This window comes from Spiroplasma ixodetis (genome assembly GCF_059729505.1).
In genome coordinates, this window is record NZ_AP038353.1 from 358,012 (window position 1) to 381,036 (window position 23,025).

A 23,025-nucleotide genomic window follows, 5' to 3' on the forward strand; every position below is an offset into this window, starting at 1 on the left:
TAAGCATAAGAATAATCTCAATTTAAACTTGCTCTATCTAAATTAATCTCTGACATACTATCATCATTTAAATCAACATCAACCACCATACCGTCATCTGTACTTTGATAATCATTAACACTGCCATTAATTAATCTTGCTCTTTCATCAGTAAATACTTCTTGTAATTATGTATTATTATGTGTATATCCTAACGGTAACAATAAAGTATTTATAATCTCACTTGCTCCAGCAATAATCGTAGGAATAGCAAAATAATTACTAAAATCATTATTAATACCCATAGCAACACCACTACTAATCAAACATCCACCAGTATCCCTATTTGCTATCTTTCTTATATTTTGAAATCTATTAGGTATTAATTCAGTTAAACCACTAATAACATTCGCTATACCAAAACTATTTAAAGATATATAAGTATCTCAATCTACAAAAGGATTATCAACTACTGGCTTAGGTGTTGGTATTGGAGTAGGAATTAGGGGTTCAGTAGGGCAAGGTGGTCAAAAACACGGTTCATCTCTTAATAAAGAAACTGACTTATCTACATAATGAACAAAATTAGCATAATTAATTAAACCAATTGCTTCTAAACCTAAAAATATCTTTTTATAACTATTAATAACTTTATTTCTAGTAGTTGGTCTTTGATTAATATTCCATATATCAATTCCTAACTTTTTACTAAATAACAAATAATTAATAGAACCTAAAATTGGGTCTTTTAAATATTGACCATAATAAGCACTAACTCCAACCATAGCACTTAATGTACTTATTCCAGTTCTTAATATTTTAGTTAAAGTATAATTACTAGTTTGTTCTAACTCATTAGGCATAAATAAAACTCCTTACTTTATATACTAATAAGGAGCTTATTCAATTTTTACTTATTTCTTTTATTCTCTTTTCTTATTCGTTCCATTTCATTAGCAACTCTATAACACATTTCACAACCATATACTCGCTCATAAGTCCAATCACTACACTTATGTCTCATAATTTAACTTACTTTCTTGTTGTCTCATTGATTTATTTAAAGCAATATCTAATATACAATTTGGACAATAATATTTTCTAGTATATAAGTTTTGTAAAACTCTTTTAGGACAAATCACTTGGTCACAAAGTTTACACATATAAATCGCTAAATGAAATGCTTGTTCACATGAACAATTATCATTTTTAGCCATAATTTAAAATTAACTCCTAACATATTAATAATTATTTAAAATTACCCTTTTAATAAATAACTATTTTCAATTAGAAAGTTTTTTTAATATTACCGCTTAAATCAAGTTCAAGTGAATAAAAATTACCAACTTTTAAATCAACAATAGATAAACAATTATTAAAATCACTAGCAAATTCCGGATTATATCATTTATCACGTGTTTGACCAGTTGGCACGCTTGTTTGTTTATTTATTTCTACAAACTTCAAAACATCAAACTTTAATGTTTGACCTTTATTATTTTTATCGTCAATAATACGCCCTTTTTCAATATTAACTAACTGTACTTTAAACATAAAAAAACTTAACCTCCTTAGCAAACGGTTAATTAAAACCAAGTTAAGATGTAGGTAAAACCATCTTAGTTATAAATATACAGATATTTATATATTTCAAGTAAAAACAAAAAAATGCCAAAATAAGGTAAGGCCTGCTAAGGTAACTTTAAATTATTTTGACAATAACAATTATATATATACAAGTAAAAATATAAAAAAATAGTTTTTTTTCTAGTGCAAAACTCTTTTCTTAAAATCTATTATCTCAACTTTATTACCAAAAACTTTATCTACCTAATTCAAAACATCTTTATCTTTTTGAATTAAATAACCTATTTCACTAGTCTGTAAATAATGTTTATGCGATAAAGCACTTAAATATACATATTTTTCATAATCTTCATAATCTTTAAAATAATCATTTACAACAGTACTTTCAATAATACCCCCAATCATAACAGTTTCACCACTACTATCTCTTTGATATTTAAAATAAAATACATTTGTAGCATTAAAAATTGCATTAATTATATCTTGAATTCTCATCTTTTTAATACCACGAACTACAATAGGATTTTTACAATTAAGACTAAAAGCATATGCTTTTATACCTATATCTGCTTGATTTAAAGATTTAACATCATCTAACGCTTTTGTAACATATTTTCCCAAATATTTAATTACAAATTCATTTGTACCTTTCTTAACAACATTTAACTTAATACCTTGTTTCTCAGAATGTGGTAATCAATCAATTATCATACTATAAGGTATTTTGCGATTAAATAATATATGAAAATGAACTGCTCCACGAGTTTGATATTCATAAACATAAAAATGTTTCAATTCACCTAAATATTTAGAAAGTTTAGGGTCATTTCATCATTTCTTTAATTTAAGAAAAAATAAGCGAATATCTTTTTTTGCTTTTCTAATATCTTGCATATTATCTTTATAAGTTAAAGTAAGAAAACTTAACATTTGACTATCATAAAAATTATGTAATGCTTTTTGTATCAAATTAGTTTTAGTACGAGAAGTATTATTTCTTAATTTCTGTTTATTACCAACATAAGATTTACCCCTGATATTTCCAACATTATTTAAAAAAGAAATAGGCAAAACAACGTTTTTAACATAAGAAGCATAAAAAACCTTTTTGATATAAAAATCTAGAACAATTTTTTAATATGTGTTTTTTTCATAAAAAAACAATTTAAAAATAAAGTTAAAGAAATAAAAGAATATTATAAAAAAGTTTAAACAAGTATAAAAAAAATAATGGCGTAGAATAAAATTATAAAACTTAATATAATTTTTTAACTCATTACTTTATTTTAAAGTATATGGGATTTTTGTTTTTAAAATAAAGAGAAAAGAGGTATAAAATTATGAAATATTTTAATCCAAGTTATTGATTTAAATTATGAGTATTAACTGCACCATTATTTAATGATAAAACACAAGGTATTAATGCTAAGTCAATTGATAATAAAAAGATTAAAGATTGAGATAACAACAATACCACTAGTTTAGAATCAATAAATGAATCAAACAGTTTTACAAATATAAGTAATTATCAAGTATATAATTTAAACGAAACAAATCAAAATATTAATCCAATTTATCAAACAGATTTAGAAACAAGTAAACATAAACATCGACATAAAAAAAGTAAAAGAATTAAAAAACAAGTTACACCAAATCCAAGACCATCTAAAGAAATTTTTAAATTAAATGAAAAATTAATTATTAATGAAAATAATCGAATAGAATATCAAACTAGTTTTCAAACTATTATTAATGAATTAGTTGATAGAGGAGTATTAACAAGAATTAGAGATCTAAATGTATTAGTTAATGCTAATTTTATTTTTGAAGATAATACTATTTTTGCTTTAAATCCTGAATCAAATTATGGTTATTTTAGATTACCAGTTGCAATTCGATGACAACAAAATACACAAAGTATTGAAAATAATTTAGAATTAGTTTTAAGAACAGATAATTTATATCTTCAAGGATTTATAGTTAATAATAATTATTATCATTTTGATTTTAGAAATATCAATATGAATATTCAACCACAAGCTGTTAGAGATGGTTCAATTCCTCTTTTAGAACGAATTGAAGGAATACAAAATAATATAGTGTTAAATGGAATTAGTCCAGATTACAGGGATATGATACGTGAAAACGATGAAAATATTTATTGAAGTAATATTTTTGGTTCTTTTTTTCAATTGATAAATCGTATGGATTATAATTTTAATGAGCAAGGAATTTTGATAGAAGGTGCTTTAGGGAATTTAGCTAGATCTTTGGGTGATGTAATTTTAGTTACTGCAGAATCATTAAGATTTTGATCACTTCATACTCATATTATTCAACAATTAGTTAATAATAATCAATATATTACTTTAGGACGTAATAATCGCAATCCTATTTACAATACATTAGTTAATTGAAGTGAAGAATCTCGTACTCAATCTCTTATAATAGATTTACTTTCAACTCCAAATGATAGAAGACCTAATCCAAATTCAAATCAATAATCAAGAAATATATTGACTGAATTTGGCTATTTAAGAAGAAGAGACGATGAACATTTTGTAAATTTCTTATCAAGAATATTAATTTTGCCAATAAATCAACTTACAAATATTCTGGAACATAGCAATATTAGAATTATATTATCTTATTTTATTAAACCAAATTTAAATAATTGTAATAGAAAACAAGCAAGACAAATAACAAATAATAATTATTGACATGAAAAATTTTGTGGTTTTAAATCACAAATTGATAAAATTCAAGGAAAAATAACTACAATAAAAATTTTAGATGAAAAAGTCGGTGGTAAAGGTTTAAATTTAAAAGCAGGAGATATTTATATTGGTACAGATAATGGAGTATATTTAATTCATGGAGAAAGAATTGATAAAATGGTAATGTTTAGTAATCTGTGTAACTTACAAAAATAACTATGTTTAATTAATTCTAGTAAATAAAATTAAATAACTAGAAAGAGTGAGTTACGTATGTCTAAAAAACAAAATATTAATAATAATGATCCAATATCAAAAGCAGTAGATTTATTATTAGAAAATACTGAGGATTTAACAACCGTATTTAAAGAGGGAGGTTTATATAAAGAATTAACAAAAAGATTAGTTGAAAAAATGTTGAATTCTGAAATGCAAAATTATTTAGGATATGAAAAAAATCAACATAATAATAGTGATAATGCTCGCAATGGTATAAATTCAAAAAAATTAATAACCCAACAAGGTAAAATTGAGATTAATGTACCACGAGATCGTAATAGTAATTTTGAGCCAGTAATAGTTGCAAAAAGACAAAGAAGATTTGATGGTTTTGATCAACAAGTTCTTTCATTATATGTCAAAGGCATGACTTTATCAGATATTAGAATGCAGTTACAATAGTTATATCATGGTGCTGATATTAGTGAAAGTGTTATTAGTCAAATTACTGATGATGTTATTGATGATTTTAAAGCATGACAAAATCGGCCATTAGAAAGTTTTTATCCGATTGTTTATTTTGATTGTATAGTAGTTAAAGTATGACAAGATAAACGCATTATTAATAAATCAGTTTATATAGCATTAGGAGTTGATTTAGAAGGTAAAAAAGATGTTTTAGGTTTATGAATTAGTGAAAATGAAGGTTCTAAGTTTTGATTATCTAATTTCACAGAAATGAAAAATCGAGGCTTAAATGATATTCTTATTGCTTGTAGTGACAATTTAACAGGAATGTCAGAAGCAATACAATCAGTTTATCCTAAAACCGAACATCAATTATGCATAGTTCATCAAATTAGAAATAGTTTAAAATATGTTTCATACAAACATAAAAAATCACTAGTTACAGATTTAAAACAAATTTATAGTGCATGTAGTGAAGAACAAGCAATGCAAGCTTTAGAAACTTTTGAAATTAAATGAAATAAACAATATCCTCAAATTGCTAAATCGTGATATAAAAATTGAGATAATTTAATGGTTTTTATTATTTATCCTGCAGAAATCAAAAGAGTGATTTATACAACAAATGCTATTGAATCTGTTAATAGTCAATTACGAAAAGTTATTATAAATAAAAAAGTTTTTCCAAATGATATGGCAGTCTTCAAAATATTTTACTTAGCAATTGAAAATATAACAAAAAAATGAACAACGCCCATTCAAAATTGAAATACAGCAATTGCTCATTTTATGATAAAATTTGAAGATAGAATTAATCTAAACTAGTAAATTTGTAAAACAAAGATACACAGATTATTAAAAAGCATCGATAAAATTGAAGAATTAAACTTTCTGGTAGAAAATATTATATTAGATAATAATGGAAACGCTTATGTAACAAATAATATGGGAATAATTTACACTTTTACTAAATATTATGGTTTTGATAATAGATGAGGTATTAGAAAAACGGGAACTATCAATACTGGAAATAAAGTAAATATTATCAAATGTATGAATGAAGAACCTGATGAAGGTAGTCATATTGTTAAAGGAGCATTGTATATTGGTACTGAAAACGGTGTTTATTTTATAAATAGTGATAAAGTGTATAATGATAATCCATATACTGAAAGATTTGATAATTTAAATTTTTCAATAAAAGATATAATTTTAGACCACAAAGGTAGTGCTTACGTTATTAACAACGCAAGAAAACTATTTCGTTTAAATTTGTTTGGATGAGGTCACACAAAAATTGATAAAGATAATTTTAAAGTAAATATTGTAAAAGTAGTAACTCATACTGATGATAAAGATCATGTAGTTAACAAAGCAATATATATTGGTACTGAAAATGGTGTTTATTTTGTAAATGGTGATCAAGTATTTAAAGATAACCCAGATATTAGTAGATTTGATAATCTAAATTTTCCAATAGTTAATATTGAACTTGATGGTCATGGTAGTGCTTTTGTAACAAATAATATAGGTGAAAAATATCATTTACATTTCATAGGATGAAGTAATGATAAAGTAGAAAAGAATAGAAAGAAAAGAGAAATATCTGTTATAGATGATTTAGAAGAAAACAATGAATTACAAAACACATTAAAATGAAACAAAAATATTACCAATTTTATTAATCATGAACAACATTTACCAATTGATAATAAAACAAATTTTGTTACAAATAATGTAACAAGTTTATAAAAATATAAATAAAAAAAGTTACCTATATGGTAACTTTTTAATTAGTTGCCAACCTAATCATATACAGAATGAATTATACTTACTTAAGTAAGTACTTTTATATTATACATTATTTAAGATTGTGGAAAAATATTATTTTATATTTTTCCTGAAAAAGAATTTACAATAATATTAAAATAAGGAGAACCATTTTTAGAAACATTAATATTAGCATTGAGGCTTTTTAATAATCTGTGTATCTTTGTTTTACAAATTTACTAGTTTAGATTAATTCTATCTTCAAATTTTATCATAAAATGAGCAATTGCTGTATTTCAATTTTGAATGGGCATTGTTCATTTTTTTTGTTATATTTTCAATTGCTAAGTAAAATATTTTGAAAACTGCCATATCATTTGGAAAAACTTTTTTATTTCTAATAACTTTTCGTAATTGACTATTAACAGATTCAATAGCATTTGTTGTATAAATCACTCTTTTGATTTCTGCATGATAACTAATAAAAACCATTAAATTATCTCAATTTTTATATCACGATTTAGCAATTTGAGGATATTGTTTATTTCATTTACTTTCAAAAGTTTCTAAAGCTTGCATTGCTTGTTCTTCACTACATGCACTATAAATTTGTTTTAAATCTGTAACTAGTTATTTTCTATGTTTGTATGAAACATATTTTAAACTATTTCTAATTTGATGAACTATGCATAATTGATGTTCGGTTTTAGGATAAACTGATTGTATTGCTTCTGACATTCCTGTTAAATTGTCACTACAAGCAATAATAATATCATTTAAGCCTCGATTTTTCATTTCTGTGAAATTAGATAATCAAAACTTAGAACCTTCATTTTCACTAATTCATAAACATAAAACATCTTTTTTACCTTCTAAATCAACACCTAATGCTATATAAACTGATTTGTTAATAATGCGTTTATCTTGTCGTACTTTAACTACTATACAATCAAAATAAACAATCGGATAAACACTTTCTAATGGCCGATTTTGTCATGCTTTAACATCATCAATAACATCATCAGTAATTTGACTAATAACACTTTCACTAATATCAGCACCATGATATAACTCTTGTAACTGCATTCTAATATCTGATAAAGTCATGCCTTTGGCATATAATGAAAGAACTTGTTGATCAAAACCATCAAATCTTCTTTGTCTTTTTGAAACTATTACTGGCTCAAAATTACTATTACGATCTCGTGGTACATTAATCTCAATTTTACCTTGTTGGGTTATTAATTTTTTTGAATTTATACCATTGCGAGCATTATCACTATTATTATGTTGATTTTTTTCATATCCTAAATAATTTTTCATTTCAGAATTGAACATTTTTTCAACTAATCTTTTTGTTCAGTATTCGATGAATTATTATTAGTATTTGTTTTTTAGACATACGTAACTCACTCTTTCTAGTTATTTAATTTTATTTACTAGAATTAATTAAACATAGTTATTTTTGTAAGTTACACAGATTACTAAACATTACCTTAGCATTTTTAATAACAGTATTAGATAATTTATCTTTTATTTCTTTTTTTGTAGAGTTTTCATTAAGTTTATATACATTTAAAATTTGTTTTAAATTACTATTATTATTTACAACAAAATAAACATATTTTGCTTTTTCATAAAGAGAATTTATATCATCCGGTATAGAAGTTTTACCAATAATATTTTTTTTATCAATTTTAAAGAAAATAAAAGGTTTTTTTGTCAAATGTTTCAACATTAATTTCTTTAATTTTACTAAAAAATATATCATATTTTTGTGGTAAAACATCTGGATTATTATTACAAGCAATTATACTAGCACTAGATGTACTTGATAAAATTATTGTTGTTAAAATTCTAATTAATTTTTTCATGAAATTATTCACCTACTTATCATTAATGGTTTTTATTATAGCACATTATCTAGGATTAAATACTATTTTTGAAATAGTTAATTTATAGTATTTATAATATCTTATATATTGTGTTATTGGTCTTAAAATATCTTTTTCACTAAAAAGCGCAAGATCTAATTGCATGATATTTGGAAATAATTGGACAATTAAATTAAATTCTTTATCATAAAAATCAAAAAATCCTAACATTGTATCTTTTTTATTTTCAATTCTTTGTGCAACAATATAATCATTAATTTTAGATTGCATATAAGTATTTTCAATACTATATAAATTATATTCATTTCTATTAATTTCTAATCCTATTTTACCGTTACCTCAGTATCCAGCATATAATCATTGATGATATCCTTGATATGTTATTTTATTATCTTCATAATGTTTTAACTTTAATGGTTGATTGTATATTGCTAATTCTTTTAATTCTCTTGAAAAAACAAAAGTTTGAGATTTAGATGGGTTAAAGTTTTCTGTTGTAGAAAAACTACTTAATTCAAGATTAAATCATTCTTCTGTTTCATATTCATAACTTAAATATACATCTATGCTTTTATAATATCTCTTTAAATCATTAAAAGTATTAATTAATAATGTAGGGTCTAAATAATCTTTAAAATTAATATTTATTTCTAATGGTTTGATTTTAGGAACTATATTTTCTACTCATGAATTATAATCTCATATTAATTTAGGCTTTTATCCCTTTATGTATTATTTTTAAATTTTATCACATAAATGGAGATAAAAGCCTATCTAGGAAATTATCTCCACATGTATCTAAATCAAACACAAAATTATAGTTTCAAAACTAGGTATCTTATTGAATTTATATGCAGCTTCTTTTGCATATAAATGAATATTGTGTTTTGAAACTTTTATGTGTGTTCGGAAAGTTCGTCGGATGTGTTTTCATGCAGATTCAATCTGGTTTGTGTTTACACCTGTTGATGACACATACCCAACTTCATGATTTACGATTTCATGTTTGTGATAGAAGTTTTTGAAACTTCCATATCCCTTCAAATAATCCGTAAATAGACAACACCCAGTAGAAATGTGTTTCAATGCAAATCATAAAAGGTTTTTCTCATCTGCTTTTTTCAATACTTTCACAATTAGTTTGTTGCTGGTTTTCTCATAAACTCCAACAATCAAGGTTTTATTCAACAAGGAAGATCCTTGTTGAATAAAACCTACATGTGAAAGATAAATTTCATGCATCTGTGCTGTGCCATCATCAATGAACCCTGCATCTTTATTCCAAATTCTAGTTCTGATTTCATGATTCATTCTTCAGGCTGTTTTATATGTCACACCCAATTCCCTTGCAACATCTGTTGATAGTATACCATGCTTTGTGTTTATTCATCTAAAGATGAGATAAAACCAAGATGTCAAAGGTGTTTGTGACTTGTTAAAAATGGTGTCATGAAGAATACTAAATGTTTGATGATATTTCAAACATCTCATTCTTATCAAATCAGAAACATTCAAACTAGAAGAAGCACACCTGATACATTTCATTACTTTCAACTTCGCTATATATTTCAAACAATCGTTTTCATTTTGAAATATGCTATTGAATTCATTTCAATTCATTTTTTCCTATACACTAGTACATGTGGGGATAATTTCCTTAATTTATCTTGTGTATGAGTAAATATAACTGTTTGTGGTATATTAACTTCTATACTTGGATTTTTTGGAATTATTACAATTTGTTTTGCTATATTTTGAGGACTTGGTGGTAATATTTTTGCAGGATAACTAAAAGTAGTTTCTTCACTTTCTGAATATTCATCATGATTTAATTTATACAAAGTTGTTCAATTAAAAGCATTACCAGTTAAATAACCCATATTATTATAACGAAATTGTGCAACTGCTATTTCATTATAATCACCTTGATAAGTAAAATGATTATCACTATAAAATGTATGTCTTTCTTCACCTTGATGTAATGATTGAGTTACAATTGTATCAATAATATAAGCATAATTTGAACCATCAATTACACCATTACTTGTAGGATTTCATTGACATTCAGTATCTTCATTTGTAAATGGTGAAGCAATATCTAAAAACTCAGTATCTTCTGCTAAAATATAAACTTTATTATTTTTCTTTTGTGATAAATCAACAGTTGATATTTGTTCTTTAATTTCTAATTTCTTACCAGTAGTAGGGTTTCATGGATAAACACTTATTCTATCACTTAATTTCATTGTCATAGCAGTTGTTGAAACATTAGCACCTAATAATTTACCAATAGTAAAATCATTATTATTTGTAAATACATTTAATGGAATTAAACCACCATTACCAATAATACTTTCTAAATTACTTGCAAAAAATGCACTCATAAAACCATTAAAATATAACATTTTTTTTATATTGTTGAATATTTTGAGTAATAACTCAACTACTTCATATACCTAATGTTAAAGAATTTAATAATTTACCAATTAAAGGAATATAACTTAATGCAAAAGGTAATCATTGATTACTATCATAAGGCATTTGTATTAATGGAGAAAATACAACACTATTAAAATTTAATATTGCTGACATATATTTTTGTGATATTTTACTACAATCAACAGTTGGACTTCCTATAATTAAATGTGTATCTGGGTCTTTATATTTAAAATTACTACTCATATCAACATTATAATTACCCGTTAAATTATTTATATTTCATTCACTATCTCAAAATAATTTAGTTTCTCCTACTGATGTACCATTACTTAATCTTGCTTTATCTTTATCAAAAGAAAGCATACCTTTAAAATCTTTTGTTACAAATAAATTATCTTGAAAATTTAATGAAGTTTTTAATCATTCTGTAAAATTTTTAAAATTAGTAAATCCAGTAGGTTTAGCATCCATAATATTATAAAATGTTGTTTCTGGATGACTACTTGTTGTTATTTTATCATTTATACCAGCAAGTAAACCACCATTATTTTTAATATCAGTTGTAGATTTTTCATTATTACCAGCAATAAATAATCTTCTTGAAGCAAATACTTTACTTTCAAATATTTGTTCATTATTTTGTTGAATTGGTTCTTGACCTTGAATTATTGGTCTTCCATAATAATAACAACTTGATAATAATTCTAATCCATAACTTTGTCTATGACTATATCTTACTACTATATCATTATAAGGACTATAATAATTTGTTACATTTGAAATATATAATAATTGTCTATCTTTATTTTTACCACTATTACCACCAATATTTTCATTTTCATCATTAAATACACAAAAAAATTGTAAATAATCATCAATTGTAATATGTTCTTAAAACATTACTAAAGTATATTGTCTTTTAGTTTGTACTGTTTTAAATATTTGATTATTTGGTAAACCACTAAAATCAACACCACTTGTATCATCAATTAAATAAGCATTTCAATAATCACCAATTTTATATTGTTTTGTATAAAATTCATCTTGACCTGTAACTTTATGAGTTACTGGGTCAATTTTACCTTTATTTTTTTGATATATTTTTGTACTATTTTTTCAAATACATACAACTGGAGTATTACCAGTTAATATTAATTCATATTGACCAAAATCACTTATTTTACTATTAATTGGTTTATAACCAGTTTCAGTTAAAGGTATTGCACCATTATTTATAATAAATGGAAATATTTTTCAATGTGATTGTTTTTTAATCATTATTTGTTGCATCTTTAATCTCATGTGAGCGTGTTTCATTAATTGTATTTGTTGATGTCTGTTCATTATTATTACCTCCTAAATCTTTATTTAATTTTTGATTTTCATTAATAATATCTTCTAATTTATTTTCAGACATTAATTGGTCAATATTATCATATTCACCAATTGCTTCAATTATTGTCATTGTGCCATTATTTAATCTTGAATTAATAATTTGGTCTTGTACTATTTGGTCAGTCATAGCAATTGGAATAAATTTAAAACTATAAGGTCTTTCTCCAATACCATTTCATAAATTTTCACTAATAAGTAATAAATAAAATATACGATAAAAATAAGCACTATAAAATGCTATTTTTATTTCTGTAGTTTCCATATCATATTTATTATTAAACATACTTTGTGTTTTATTAGTATAAACATCATTACCATGTTCATCATAATCATAACCAGCACCATTAAATATTGCTTTAGCAGTACCATTATAATCTAATCAATATTCATTAAATTTTGGGTCACCTTGAATAATTTGCATACCACCATTACCATTTTTATCATATCCAGCACTACCAACATTAACAAACATATCTTTTTTAGGATTTTCTGCAATATTACCATTTTCTTGCATTTCTTTAACTGTTTCATTATCTAATGTAGCAAATAAAGTAGTAACATTTAATTCTCTTTCTAATCTTTTTTGTCTAATTACAAGATTTAAATCTCAAATTAAATCTCATACTGGTGTACAATCTGGATAAGCATTTAAAGTAGTTGCATTACCATATAAATTTATTATTGGTAAATTTGTTATTTCAAAAATAGGTATATAATTAAATGGATTTTTAATTTCATAAATTTTTAATGGAATAATATTTGGTTTTAATTTTGTTCTTGTAGAACCTAAAATAATATCTTTGTTATTATCTGTATATGTTTCATATTTAACTTTTCCGTTTTGTATTGTTACTCATGTTAAAGTTGCACTATCTGCTTGTTCATTAATAAAATAAAATTCTGATGATTGTTCTTGTTCATTATATTTAGCAACTCTACCAAAAAAAACTATTAGGTAATATTTTAAGTTATTTACTATTATCTTCATTAACTATAATCATAATAAATACTTTACCCATTAAACTATTTTGTAAACCAAATTTATAAAATTTTTCTAATCATTTATTTTTTAAATTCATTTCATTTAAATAATCTAATATTTCTTTTTTACTTGAATTAAATAAAAAAACCTTTACTTAATCATAATTTAGTTGATTTTTGAGCAATAATCATAGGTATATCAATATATCAATTACTTTTATCACAACTTAAATATTCCATTGTATTTATCATAATTCATCACCATTAAATTTATTTTTATTAATTAATAATTTATTATTAATACCATTAATTAATCATTTCATTTCATGCATTAAAGCATACATATCACTATCTCAAGTATCATCATGTAAATCTAACATTTTAGGAGTATTATTATTACTATCTAATTTCTTTTTATCTAATCATTGCATTAAACTATATTGTCTTTTAGTTTCTGGACATTTTTATCAATTAAAACTAATAATATTTTTAAGCATACAAATTGTTGTAAAATCAATTCTATCATTTAAATATAAAATTGATTTATCTACTGCTATAAATTTTAATAATGTTATATTACGTTTTTTAACTCAACTTTTTAAAACATCAATAAATACTAATCCACCATTACCATAATCAACATAACAAATAAAACCAAATAACATTGCTATATAACGTTTACTTTCATTTAAATAATAATTAATAATATCATTTGCTAAAGTATCAGTATCTTTATATTGCATAGTAACATTACTATGATAAAATTCACTTTCTTTATGCGCTATTCTACTATTTTCATTTTCACCAATAAATCATAAACTTCCAGCAGTAGGATGACCACTTGAACTTGTTGCCATACCAATATCTAATCCACCAGTTAATCTTTCTACTTGAAAATCTAATTTAGTTCCTACTTTATCTAAATATCTTGCAAATATAGCACCAGTAAGAATACTAGGAACTCCATAATATCAACTTTGTGCTTTAATAGGGTCTAATACTTTTAATTCTTCTAAATCATTAATCATATCTAATGTTAAATTATGAGCATTTACTTTTCAATTTGAATAATGAAATAATTTAAATATATTATTATCAAATACTGAATTAATTTGTTCATTATTAGTTTTCATAATTTCTAAATTAAAAGGTACTATTTTATTCATATATTCAATAAAATATTGATAAATATTATCTGGATTACAAATTTTTATTTTAATTCTTTTTTTAGCATTACCTAATTCAAATGTAATTGCTTGAAATTCTTGTTGACTAAATTCATTTGCTTCTTCACATCATTCAATTGCTAAATCAAAACCTTTAATTTCACTACGAGAAAGTCCTTTTAAAGGTATTCTATCATTTGAATTACTATATACACCCATAACTCTAATAAATTATTTACTACCTTTAAAACGAAAATCTGCTTGTTTATTTGGATATTTTAGACTAAAATTTTTATAATCATTTAATCCAATTGTTATTAAAGCATTATATATTTCTTTAACTAAATCATTAATATCTTTATTTAATTTTCTAAAACAATATATAGCAATTGATTTATTATTTTTAATTGAAATAGCAATTAATATTGCTAATTCTTCAGCAATACTATATTTTTTACTTGAATATCTACTTCCACTTAAATTATATTCGCTATGAGTAAAATCACTTTTATTTAATAATAAATAACTAATTTCATTTAAATAAGTAAATTCTTTATTCATAATATTATTCCTGTAATTCTTCTAATTTTAAAAGTTGACCATATCTTATAGGGTCACTAACAATAGCGATTGTATCCTTCTGCATTTGTAAAGAAAGCATTATTCTACCATTAATATTATCTCAATCCAAAGTTTGAACCTCAGTATTTAACTCACAATATAAAAATTCTTTACAAATAAAAGCAAATTTTTTAATACTTGTTTGACTTTCAAAATTATAATAAATTTTATATTTAGTATTTGTTTTAAAAATATATTTAATGTGATTTATATTAACTTTTGTTCAAACTTCTTTTCATTGTGGAATACTTGGAATTGGTTGTATTTTATTATCAACATATCTTTTATTTACAGCATCTTGTGGTTGTGTAGGGTCTCCTATATCAACAATTCTATTATTATTTGAAGTAATAATTCTTTTTTCTTTAGGTTGAATAATATTAGGAGAATTAGGGTCTATTATTCATAATGATTCACCACTACCACCATTAGCACTAATAATATCATCATCAATAGTAATATTTTTACCTGCTGTTAATTTATCTTTTTTTTATCTAATAAAATATCAACATATACTTTATTAGTTGCATCAGTTAAAAATGTATGTGTACCAACATCAATAAGTCTTCTACCATTAACATCAATACCTTTATCATCTTTTGGAGCAATAAAATTAGGATTTTCTTTATCAACTTCTCATAATGAATTATCAATATCTGTTTTAATACGAGTAGTATCAATATTAACTATTGGTCTTAATAAATTTTGTGGATGACTAATAGTAATTTTAGTTCTAGAATCTAATGATTTTATATTATTATATGGTATATATGCATTTAATGGACTATCTTCACCACAATTTGAAATAAATTTATTAAATCAATTATTTTTTTGTGGTTCTATATCTTTTAATTTAAAACCTTTAATATTTGGATATTCTTTAATTTTTCTTAAACAATTAAATACTTCTGGTGGTATAAAATAAGGGTCATCTGGATTAGTTTCACTATAAGTTAATCCACCTTGACTAATTGAACCTTGACCACGTAAATAATCTACATCTTTAGTTAATAAAAATCTAACATAATGAGTAGTTGCTGTTTGAATATTATCAGTAAAATCAGTTGTTGTTATTTCTGGTCATTTTTTTGAAATAGTAAAACCACTTAAATAATCAATATTACTACTTGCTACAGATATTGCAAATCAAATTTCATTATCTGGAGTAGTAACTTTATCAAATAATAAATCATTAAAATATTTAGATGATTTAAATTATTGAACTGTTATAAATAAAATTGGGTTTTTAATAGCCATAATAATTTACTCCTTAATGTAAAATAAAGTGTATTTAAACCCTTTAAATTTTAAATTTAGTTGCTTTTTATTTATCTTTTTCAGTTAATTCTTTCTTTTTAGATTTTTGTAATAAAACAAAATTATCTACTTGTTCTTTATCTACATTAAAACTATCAAGTAATTTTGCAGTTGATGTAGTTTCTAATTGTAAATGAGTATTTAATTGTTTAATATTTGCTGTAATAAATTCTAATTATTTATTACGTTTTAATTCTTTTGCTAAATTTGATTGTTTTGTTTTTTTAATTAATTTGCCAAATAATAGAAATGCTAAAGTAATACATATTCCACTAGCAACTGCTCCTCCTATTACTGCTGATATTAATTCTATTGAAAAATTAATTTTTTATTCCTCCAATTGTATTTTATTTGAATGTTGTTTACATAAATGACATTCTTTTTTATGTTTTTTAATTTTTTTATATTGATATATTAAATAAGCACTTGTAATAATAATTGGTATAGTTATTAATAAATATTTAATTAATTTTCCATAATTACCTAATTTAGTTACTAAATTTAATCCAATATGACCAAACATAGGAAATAAAGTTAATATTAAATGGTCTGGTCAAGTAAAATTATATTGATTAGTATAATTACCTATTCCCAGTGATATTGGTATTTTAGGTATTAATCAAGTTGTTATTGTAAAAAAATAATGTTATTAACATACCAATAATATGAATAGTTATTTTTAAAATATTTGATATTAAAATTTTTATTTTATCTATATGAGTACTATTTTTATTAAATCAAATTTTATTTAATCTTTTATATTCTTTATTATCTTTACTTAATGGATTAATAGTATTTCATATACCAATTGGTTTAATTGGTGTATCTAATTCAATAATAATTACCACCTACTTTCATTTTTTATAAAAATTAGAATTTCTTTTAATTTTTATATATTTATTTGTATGTAAAGATTTTTTTAATAATTGTTTTCTTTCATATCTTCATTGATTACTTCCTATTTCATTTTTAGATAAAGTTTTATATTCTTTTAATTTAAAAAATCCCTTTTCTAATCTATTAATAAAATTCATAGTTTTTTGTACATTAATATTATTTGGATAAATTACACTAGTATCTTGTGAACCATAATATTTACCTTTTTTTGCTAATTCACTTTTAACATATTTTCTTAATTTACTTGGTAATCATTTTCTATTTCAAAATTTTCAAAATATAGTTCCAGCACCAGTACCATTTTTACCTTTTGCTTGTGTCATTAATATTCATATTTCTTGTGGAAATGCTGGATAAGTATAAGGACCATATCATATTTGTTTTTTATCATTATCACTTTGAAATAATGTTGTTAAAGTTCCAATTTTTAAATTTTTATTATCAACAATAAATCTTCCTTTTTTAAATCATGAACTTGATAATACTTCTCATTCATTATCTGGTATTTCTTCTTCATTTTCTTTAAATAAATTATTAAATTTATTTACATAATTTTTAACTGTTCTAATTTCTGCTGGCATAATAGATTTTTTAAAACTATTTATTGGATTTTTAAATTTATTAATTTCATGTTGAAGTATACTTAATTAACTTGTTTTTAATATAGTTATTAATTTTTTAAGTATATTTGGATTTAAAAATGAATAAGGTTGATGTATTTCATTTTCATTAACATTTTCACTATCAAATACTGCTTTTAATGATTGATTTTTATAATAATTTTTTAAAGCATTTATTACTGCTAATTTAATATCATTACTTGCTAATGCATAATATATTCATTCAATAATTAAAGGAAACGTTATAAACTCATATGATTATAATCTCAAGTTAATGAACTATTATCATCATTTAATGGTACTTCGCTCATATTATCACTACCATATTGAGTATTTGTTTCACTATTAATTGAAAATCTATTATAATTGATTAACTGTGCTGTTTCATTTGTAAAACTTGTTTCTTGCATTTCTACATCAAATTTTCTTTCCATAGGTAATAAATTATGAATAATTTCACTTGCACCAGAAACAATAGTTGGAATGGCATAAGCATTATTAAAATCATTATTAATACCCATAGCAACTCCAGAAGATATTAAACAACCACCAGTTGCCATATTTGCTATTTTACGTATAGTTTCAAATTTATTTGGAATTAATTCTAGAATTCCATTAATAAGATTTGAAATACCATAAGCATTTAAACTAATATAAGTATCTCAATCCATAAAATATTGTTTATCATTATTACTAAATAATAAATCTGGTGGAAAAGGGTCTACTGTTTTTGTAGTAATTGGATTTTCTGTTGGATTGGAATTAATAGAAGAGTTAGTAAATTTACTATAATTTGCTAAACCAATTGTTTTTAAACCTAATAATATTTTTTTAGAACTATTAATTGAACCTAATACTGGATTTGCAATTACTTGCCCATAATAAGCACTTGTACCTATCATTGCACAAATTGGACTTATACCAGCTCTAATTAATTTTAATAAAGTATAGTTATTCAATGGTGTAGTCTCAGCATGTTGTGGCATTTTTAATTTCTCTTTTTAATAATTGATTAGTTTTTTTAATTTGAATTCTAACTGTTCCTTGACAATGAATATTATCTCCAACACATATAGCAAAATTATCATGTACATTACTTACTATAAAATAATCATTTCTTAATTTAGGATATTCATCTAATAAAATTGCTCTTATATCATTACTTGTAGTTAAATCTTCTGGTTTAGGATAATAAATAGTAATATGTGCTTTTTCATTAAAATATTTATATATAAATTCCATAATTATTTTTTAGTAAATTCTAGTTTTACTGTTCCATAATAATCTTTATTATTACCATAAATAATAGCACTTGTTGATGTAATATTACTAAATGTTTTTTTACCTTTTTCATAACCATTATTACCAATATTTATTATTATATTTTCTAATTCATCATTAGTAGGAGTAGTTCCTGCCATAGTAATTTTTCCTAAATTTTTATAATAAATTACATCTTGTAAATCTAAAATATTCATATTATCATAATCAGTACTTTGGTATGTTGCATTAATATTAGTTTTATCAACTTTATAATTTTTTGCTCTTGCTTCTTTAATTTCATCTATTGTTGGCATTTTTTCTTGAATAATATACATTAAATTAGGTCTTATTGCTGCTGGTAATAAACATAATGCTTTACCAATAATACGAATATTATCTGTAGCATTATCTAATTTATTTCTTACTTTAGTAAATGAAATAGGCATACCTCACATATATCTGTTATAAACTACACCAAATAAATCTAATAATTTATAATCTTTTTCTAAATGCATACCAGAAACAGTATCATGAATAAAATCTTGTTCTAAATAAAAACTTTCATAAAATTCCATTCCCATAATTTGATTTGTATATCTTTTACCAGTTGCTAAAGTATTTGCTGCAATTTGTCCATAATTTAATAATATAAATGCTTTTGCAAGATTAAAACTACTATCAATACCACAAGCACCAGTTAAATCTGCTTTATTAATACCAACTGTAATATCATCTACTTTTTTAATTAATTTATTATTTCTTTCTCCAATTGTATAATAAGCATTTAATGCTTGTTCTTTAGTCATATTATTTAAATTTAAAGGTAATACTAATGATTTAGCAATTGCATAATCTTTTGTACCTTGTAAAAATATTAATTCAAAATTTTCTCTTAAATTTCTCATAAATGAACTTGTTCAATTTGAAACAATTTGTGTTGCTACATTTGCTGGTGAAGTCATAAATCTTTCAATATCAAATTCTGGAATATTAAAATCAATTGTTAATTCTTTATCAAAAATTAATGTTGTTGTTTTAACTATTCCTTTTTGTCTTTTAGTACCAGTAAATTCATCTCATGTTGAACCTCATAATACACGAACAGTTGCTCTATAAATTGCCATTGCTACACCACTAATATTTGCTATTTGGTCAGCAGTAACAGTATTTCTCATAAATAAAGTACTTAATTCACCACGAACTTGTGCTTCAATTACACTTAAAACAACATTTTCAGTAGGAGAATTACCACCAATAATAAATGCTTTAGGTATTTGCGGAATTGCCATTTTATCCTCTTTCTATTTAATAGATTGAAATGCATTTCCTCTTGCTAAATTTATAAGTTTTTCTAATTCATTAACATCAGCAATACCTGTAGTTTTTGCTTTTTCATTTAATTTCCTTTCTAATTCTTCTGGATTAATACTATTTGTATGTAAATCTAAAATAGTTTTAGGATTAAAATCATTTGAATTAAGTTTATTTTCTTGTTTAATAGGTTCTATTTTATCAATTAAAAAATCTTTATAATCTTCATTTATTTTATTAAATGCTTCTTGTTTAGATAAAGATTTATAATTATCAATACTCATTAAATTTTTAATTAAATTTACTTTTTTAGTATCTTTAATATTAGAAAATAATTTTTGCTCTTCAAAACTATTAATTTTATTTTCATATTCTTTTATTTTTGTTTCATATTCACTTAATTTAGGTTCTAATTCTTTTTTAAGAAATTCATCTTTTGCTTGAGCATATACAACATTTTTTTGTTGTTTTAAAGTTTCTTGTAATTCTTAAAAAGTATAAGTTTCTTTTTTTTTCTTTAACTTCAAAATTAGACATAAAAATACTCCCTTGTTTAATAATCGCTTTTTTGATAATCCCTTGTAACTTATGTTAAAAATAACATAATCGCTTTATTATATTATATCATTTTTATCGTTTAAAATAAAAGAAAAAAACCTATATTTATTATAGGTTTTTAATCATTATTTTCTATTTTTCTTGGTTCACAAAGATTAATAATTATATTACTTTTTGAGTTATTTTCTTCTAAATTATTTTGTAAATCATCAAATTCTTCTGGATGACATTTTCTTAAATATTCTCATTGATATTTTGGGTTTTTCATAGCATTTCGTAATAAATAATTAGCAATTTTTTGACATGCTTTATCATAATCTTTCAAGAAATTTTGTTGTCATTTTGTCTGGTAGCGTCGGCAATCAAATATATATTTTCTATCAATTCCTAATGCTAAATTTAAACCAGTTTTTGTCATTCTTGTTGGAACATTTTTATTATCTCTAAAATATTCATTTATCTTTTCTTTATAATTTCCTAATTCTTTTCTTTTTGCTGGCATATTATCACCTTATTTTAAAACATATATATTTAATTATATCATTTTACAATTATCATATTTCCAAACTTTATTTCTAAAATTACTATAATCAAAATCATAAATTAAGAAAGGAAATAATATTATGATTTTTCTTAACAATGAACTTAATTATGATGAACTTGATAATCAAATTAAAAATAATGGTTTAAATTATTTTACAAATCTATTAAAAGCATATGATGATTTTTGACATCAAAATATATATGATAAAACTAAGCATAAATATGTTAAAACTGCTCCAAGAAGTCCAAATACTCAATATGGTAAAATAAATAATTTTTATCGTAGATGTTATTTAATATTAGAAAATAATGAATATTATTATTCTTTAGATGATTATATAAAAATTAAAAAAAGAAAAAGAACACTTACAAGTTTAGAGCATACAATAATAAAAAATTCAGGCAATGGTAAAAGACAATCTGATGTACAAGATACTATAAAAAATACTAATTTTTCTAAAACATATATGACTAATTTAATGAAAAATGCAGTAATAGGTATTGAAGAAATAAAAGAAAAAAAAGTAGTTTTACCAAATGAAAAATTATTTGTAAATATGTATGATTGTTTTATAAGTTCTTTATTTGATAATAAAAAACAAAAAAATCGTATTCGTACAATTAGTGCAAATAAAGGTAAAGATTTAGAAAAATCTACTAAAAGTAGAAATGTTTTAAAAGATAAAAAAATTACTTATATGAAAACTAAAAATGATCAAAGAATTAAAAGACAAGAATTAATTAATAAAATTTATGAATTTCTTGATTTACAATATATTTATTCTAAAAGTAGTTTAGTATTTATTGGTGATGGTGCGCCTTGAATTAAAACTACTTCTAAAAACGAAAATATTCCTTATGTAATTGATAGACATCATTCATTTAAAGCACTTAAAAAAGGATTTATTATTAATAGAAAAGTAAATAATAAAAAATTAACAAATGCATATGAATTATTTGTTAATGGTGAATATTATCAATTATTAGATTTTTTAAAAGAAAATAAAGTTGATGAGCAAATATATAAATATGTTAAAAACAATAAAGAAGGAGTTATAAATCAAAAAGAAAATTGAAATCAAGGAGTTTGTGCTGAAAGCGATGTATCACATTTAGTTAAATCTTTAAAAGGATATGGTGCTAAAATTTATAATGATAAAGTACTTGATAATATGCTTATAATTAATTCAGCAAGAATTAATAAATTAAATCTTTTACTTTAATATTTTAAAACTTAATAAATTTAAACCTAAATAGTTAGGAATTTTTAGTTTAGATA

The 23,025-nt window shown here is 22.9% G+C and carries 29 protein-coding genes and 2 pseudogenes; 6 read left to right on the plus strand and 25 right to left on the minus strand.

Translation table 4 applies throughout. The annotated features are described in order from the left end of the window. Positions 1–167: 167 nt before the first annotated feature. The 4 genes from AC6I4F_RS02395 to AC6I4F_RS02410 form a co-directional block, all read right to left on the minus strand. Positions 168–842, minus strand: coding sequence for a hypothetical protein (locus AC6I4F_RS02395; protein WP_497874210.1), 675 nt, complete (start codon positions 840–842; stop codon positions 168–170). Between the two features lie 150 nt (positions 843–992). After that, positions 993–1,196 (minus strand): hypothetical protein, encoded by a 204-nt coding sequence (locus AC6I4F_RS02400; RefSeq protein ID WP_339049248.1) that lies wholly within the window; start codon positions 1,194–1,196, stop codon positions 993–995. A 70-nt stretch (positions 1,197–1,266) separates the two neighbouring features. Then, the gene (locus AC6I4F_RS02405) at positions 1,267–1,533 is read right to left on the minus strand and encodes a hypothetical protein (RefSeq protein WP_497874211.1); all 267 of its coding nucleotides are present in this window, start codon (positions 1,531–1,533) and stop codon (positions 1,267–1,269) included. Between the two features lie 276 nt (positions 1,534–1,809). Then, positions 1,810–2,637, minus strand: coding sequence for a rolling circle replication-associated protein (locus tag AC6I4F_RS02410; RefSeq protein WP_497874807.1), 828 nt, complete (start codon positions 2,635–2,637; stop codon positions 1,810–1,812). A gap of 269 nt (positions 2,638–2,906) precedes the next feature. Here AC6I4F_RS02410 and AC6I4F_RS02415 point away from each other — a divergent pair, with 269 nt between their 5' ends. From AC6I4F_RS02415 to AC6I4F_RS02430, 4 genes and pseudogenes are all read left to right on the plus strand, one after another. Further along, entirely contained in the window at positions 2,907–4,070 is a 1,164-nt protein-coding gene (locus AC6I4F_RS02415) for a hypothetical protein (protein WP_497874213.1), read from the plus strand. 12 nt (positions 4,071–4,082) lie between these two features. After that, positions 4,083–4,499: a hypothetical protein gene (locus tag AC6I4F_RS02420; protein WP_497874214.1), complete on the plus strand. Its 417-nt coding sequence runs from the start codon at positions 4,083–4,085 to the stop codon at positions 4,497–4,499. A gap of 57 nt (positions 4,500–4,556) precedes the next feature. After that, positions 4,557–5,795 (plus strand): annotated as a pseudogene (locus AC6I4F_RS02425) (IS256 family transposase). A 120-nt stretch (positions 5,796–5,915) separates the two neighbouring features. Next, on the plus strand, positions 5,916–6,722 hold the full coding sequence (locus AC6I4F_RS02430; RefSeq protein ID WP_497874215.1) for a hypothetical protein: 807 nt from the start codon (positions 5,916–5,918) through the stop codon (positions 6,720–6,722). Positions 6,723–6,979: 257 nt separating this feature from the next. Here AC6I4F_RS02430 and AC6I4F_RS02435 read toward each other — a convergent pair. From AC6I4F_RS02435 to AC6I4F_RS02495, 13 genes and pseudogenes are all read right to left on the minus strand, one after another. After that, positions 6,980–8,099 (minus strand): annotated as a pseudogene (locus AC6I4F_RS02435) (IS256 family transposase); the annotation flags it as partial. Between the two features lie 100 nt (positions 8,100–8,199). Next, positions 8,200–8,466 carry a hypothetical protein gene (locus AC6I4F_RS02440; protein WP_497874216.1) on the minus strand — a complete coding sequence of 89 codons (267 nt, stop codon included), beginning with the start codon at positions 8,464–8,466 and terminating at the stop codon, positions 8,200–8,202. Further along, positions 8,438–8,614 carry a lipoprotein gene (locus AC6I4F_RS02445; protein WP_497874217.1) on the minus strand — a complete coding sequence of 59 codons (177 nt, stop codon included), beginning with the start codon at positions 8,612–8,614 and terminating at the stop codon, positions 8,438–8,440. Before AC6I4F_RS02445 ends, AC6I4F_RS02440 begins: the two co-directional genes overlap by 29 nt. A gap of 45 nt (positions 8,615–8,659) precedes the next feature. Next, entirely contained in the window at positions 8,660–8,905 is a 246-nt protein-coding gene (locus AC6I4F_RS02450; RefSeq protein ID WP_497874218.1) for a hypothetical protein, read from the minus strand. Between the two features lie 528 nt (positions 8,906–9,433). Beyond that, positions 9,434–10,255, minus strand: a complete 822-nt coding sequence (locus AC6I4F_RS02455; protein ID WP_497874219.1) for an IS1595 family transposase — start codon at positions 10,253–10,255, stop codon at positions 9,434–9,436. Continuing rightward, positions 10,195–11,040, minus strand: a complete 846-nt coding sequence (locus tag AC6I4F_RS02460) for a hypothetical protein (protein WP_497874220.1) — start codon at positions 11,038–11,040, stop codon at positions 10,195–10,197. The genes AC6I4F_RS02455 and AC6I4F_RS02460 overlap by 61 nt, the downstream gene beginning before the upstream one ends. Further along, entirely contained in the window at positions 11,027–11,545 is a 519-nt protein-coding gene (locus AC6I4F_RS02465) for a hypothetical protein (RefSeq protein ID WP_497874221.1), read from the minus strand. Before AC6I4F_RS02465 ends, AC6I4F_RS02460 begins: the two co-directional genes overlap by 14 nt. A 420-nt stretch (positions 11,546–11,965) precedes the next feature. Next, entirely contained in the window at positions 11,966–12,364 is a 399-nt protein-coding gene (locus AC6I4F_RS02470) for a hypothetical protein (protein WP_497874222.1), read from the minus strand. Continuing rightward, positions 12,345–13,457, minus strand: coding sequence for a hypothetical protein (locus tag AC6I4F_RS02475; protein WP_497874223.1), 1,113 nt, complete (start codon positions 13,455–13,457; stop codon positions 12,345–12,347). The genes AC6I4F_RS02470 and AC6I4F_RS02475 overlap by 20 nt, the downstream gene beginning before the upstream one ends. Positions 13,458–13,695: 238 nt before the next feature. Next, the gene (locus AC6I4F_RS02480) at positions 13,696–13,881 is read right to left on the minus strand and encodes a hypothetical protein (protein WP_497874224.1); all 186 of its coding nucleotides are present in this window, start codon (positions 13,879–13,881) and stop codon (positions 13,696–13,698) included. A gap of 33 nt (positions 13,882–13,914) precedes the next feature. Further along, positions 13,915–14,835 (minus strand): hypothetical protein, encoded by a 921-nt coding sequence (locus AC6I4F_RS02485; RefSeq protein WP_497874225.1) that lies wholly within the window; start codon positions 14,833–14,835, stop codon positions 13,915–13,917. A 12-nt stretch (positions 14,836–14,847) separates the two neighbouring features. Further along, positions 14,848–15,177 carry a hypothetical protein gene (locus AC6I4F_RS02490; RefSeq protein ID WP_497874226.1) on the minus strand — a complete coding sequence of 110 codons (330 nt, stop codon included), beginning with the start codon at positions 15,175–15,177 and terminating at the stop codon, positions 14,848–14,850. A 4-nt stretch (positions 15,178–15,181) separates the two neighbouring features. Further along, complete coding sequence (locus AC6I4F_RS02495; protein ID WP_497873677.1) at positions 15,182–15,307, minus strand: hypothetical protein; 126 nt, start codon at positions 15,305–15,307, stop codon at positions 15,182–15,184. 130 nt (positions 15,308–15,437) lie between these two features. Here AC6I4F_RS02495 and AC6I4F_RS02500 point away from each other — a divergent pair, with 130 nt between their 5' ends. Beyond that, positions 15,438–15,761, plus strand: a complete 324-nt coding sequence (locus AC6I4F_RS02500) for a hypothetical protein (RefSeq protein WP_497874227.1) — start codon at positions 15,438–15,440, stop codon at positions 15,759–15,761. A 1,121-nt stretch (positions 15,762–16,882) separates the two neighbouring features. On the opposite strand, the gene AC6I4F_RS02505 is transcribed toward AC6I4F_RS02500, so the two are convergent. The 8 genes from AC6I4F_RS02505 to AC6I4F_RS02540 form a co-directional block, all read right to left on the minus strand. Continuing rightward, positions 16,883–17,077 (minus strand): hypothetical protein, encoded by a 195-nt coding sequence (locus tag AC6I4F_RS02505; protein ID WP_497874228.1) that lies wholly within the window; start codon positions 17,075–17,077, stop codon positions 16,883–16,885. Positions 17,078–17,162: 85 nt separating this feature from the next. Continuing rightward, on the minus strand, positions 17,163–17,402 hold the full coding sequence (locus AC6I4F_RS02510) for a hypothetical protein (protein ID WP_497874229.1): 240 nt from the start codon (positions 17,400–17,402) through the stop codon (positions 17,163–17,165). After that, on the minus strand, positions 17,403–18,032 hold the full coding sequence (locus AC6I4F_RS02515) for a hypothetical protein (protein ID WP_497874230.1): 630 nt from the start codon (positions 18,030–18,032) through the stop codon (positions 17,403–17,405). A 281-nt stretch (positions 18,033–18,313) separates the two neighbouring features. Next, positions 18,314–19,057: a hypothetical protein gene (locus AC6I4F_RS02520; RefSeq protein ID WP_497874231.1), complete on the minus strand. Its 744-nt coding sequence runs from the start codon at positions 19,055–19,057 to the stop codon at positions 18,314–18,316. Further along, a complete protein-coding gene (locus AC6I4F_RS02525; RefSeq protein ID WP_497874232.1) occupies positions 19,023–19,313 on the minus strand; it encodes a hypothetical protein in 291 nt (96 codons plus the stop codon). The genes AC6I4F_RS02520 and AC6I4F_RS02525 overlap by 35 nt, the downstream gene beginning before the upstream one ends. 2 nt (positions 19,314–19,315) lie before the next feature. Beyond that, positions 19,316–20,623, minus strand: coding sequence for a hypothetical protein (locus AC6I4F_RS02530; protein WP_497874233.1), 1,308 nt, complete (start codon positions 20,621–20,623; stop codon positions 19,316–19,318). A 12-nt stretch (positions 20,624–20,635) separates the two neighbouring features. Next, complete coding sequence (locus tag AC6I4F_RS02535) at positions 20,636–20,929, minus strand: hypothetical protein (protein WP_497874234.1); 294 nt, start codon at positions 20,927–20,929, stop codon at positions 20,636–20,638. A 392-nt stretch (positions 20,930–21,321) separates the two neighbouring features. Continuing rightward, entirely contained in the window at positions 21,322–21,705 is a 384-nt protein-coding gene (locus AC6I4F_RS02540; protein WP_497874235.1) for a hypothetical protein, read from the minus strand. Between the two features lie 121 nt (positions 21,706–21,826). Here AC6I4F_RS02540 and AC6I4F_RS02545 point away from each other — a divergent pair, with 121 nt between their 5' ends. After that, positions 21,827–22,969 carry an Mbov_0401 family ICE element transposase-like protein gene (locus tag AC6I4F_RS02545; RefSeq protein ID WP_497874236.1) on the plus strand — a complete coding sequence of 381 codons (1,143 nt, stop codon included), beginning with the start codon at positions 21,827–21,829 and terminating at the stop codon, positions 22,967–22,969. Positions 22,970–23,025 lie beyond the last annotated feature (56 nt).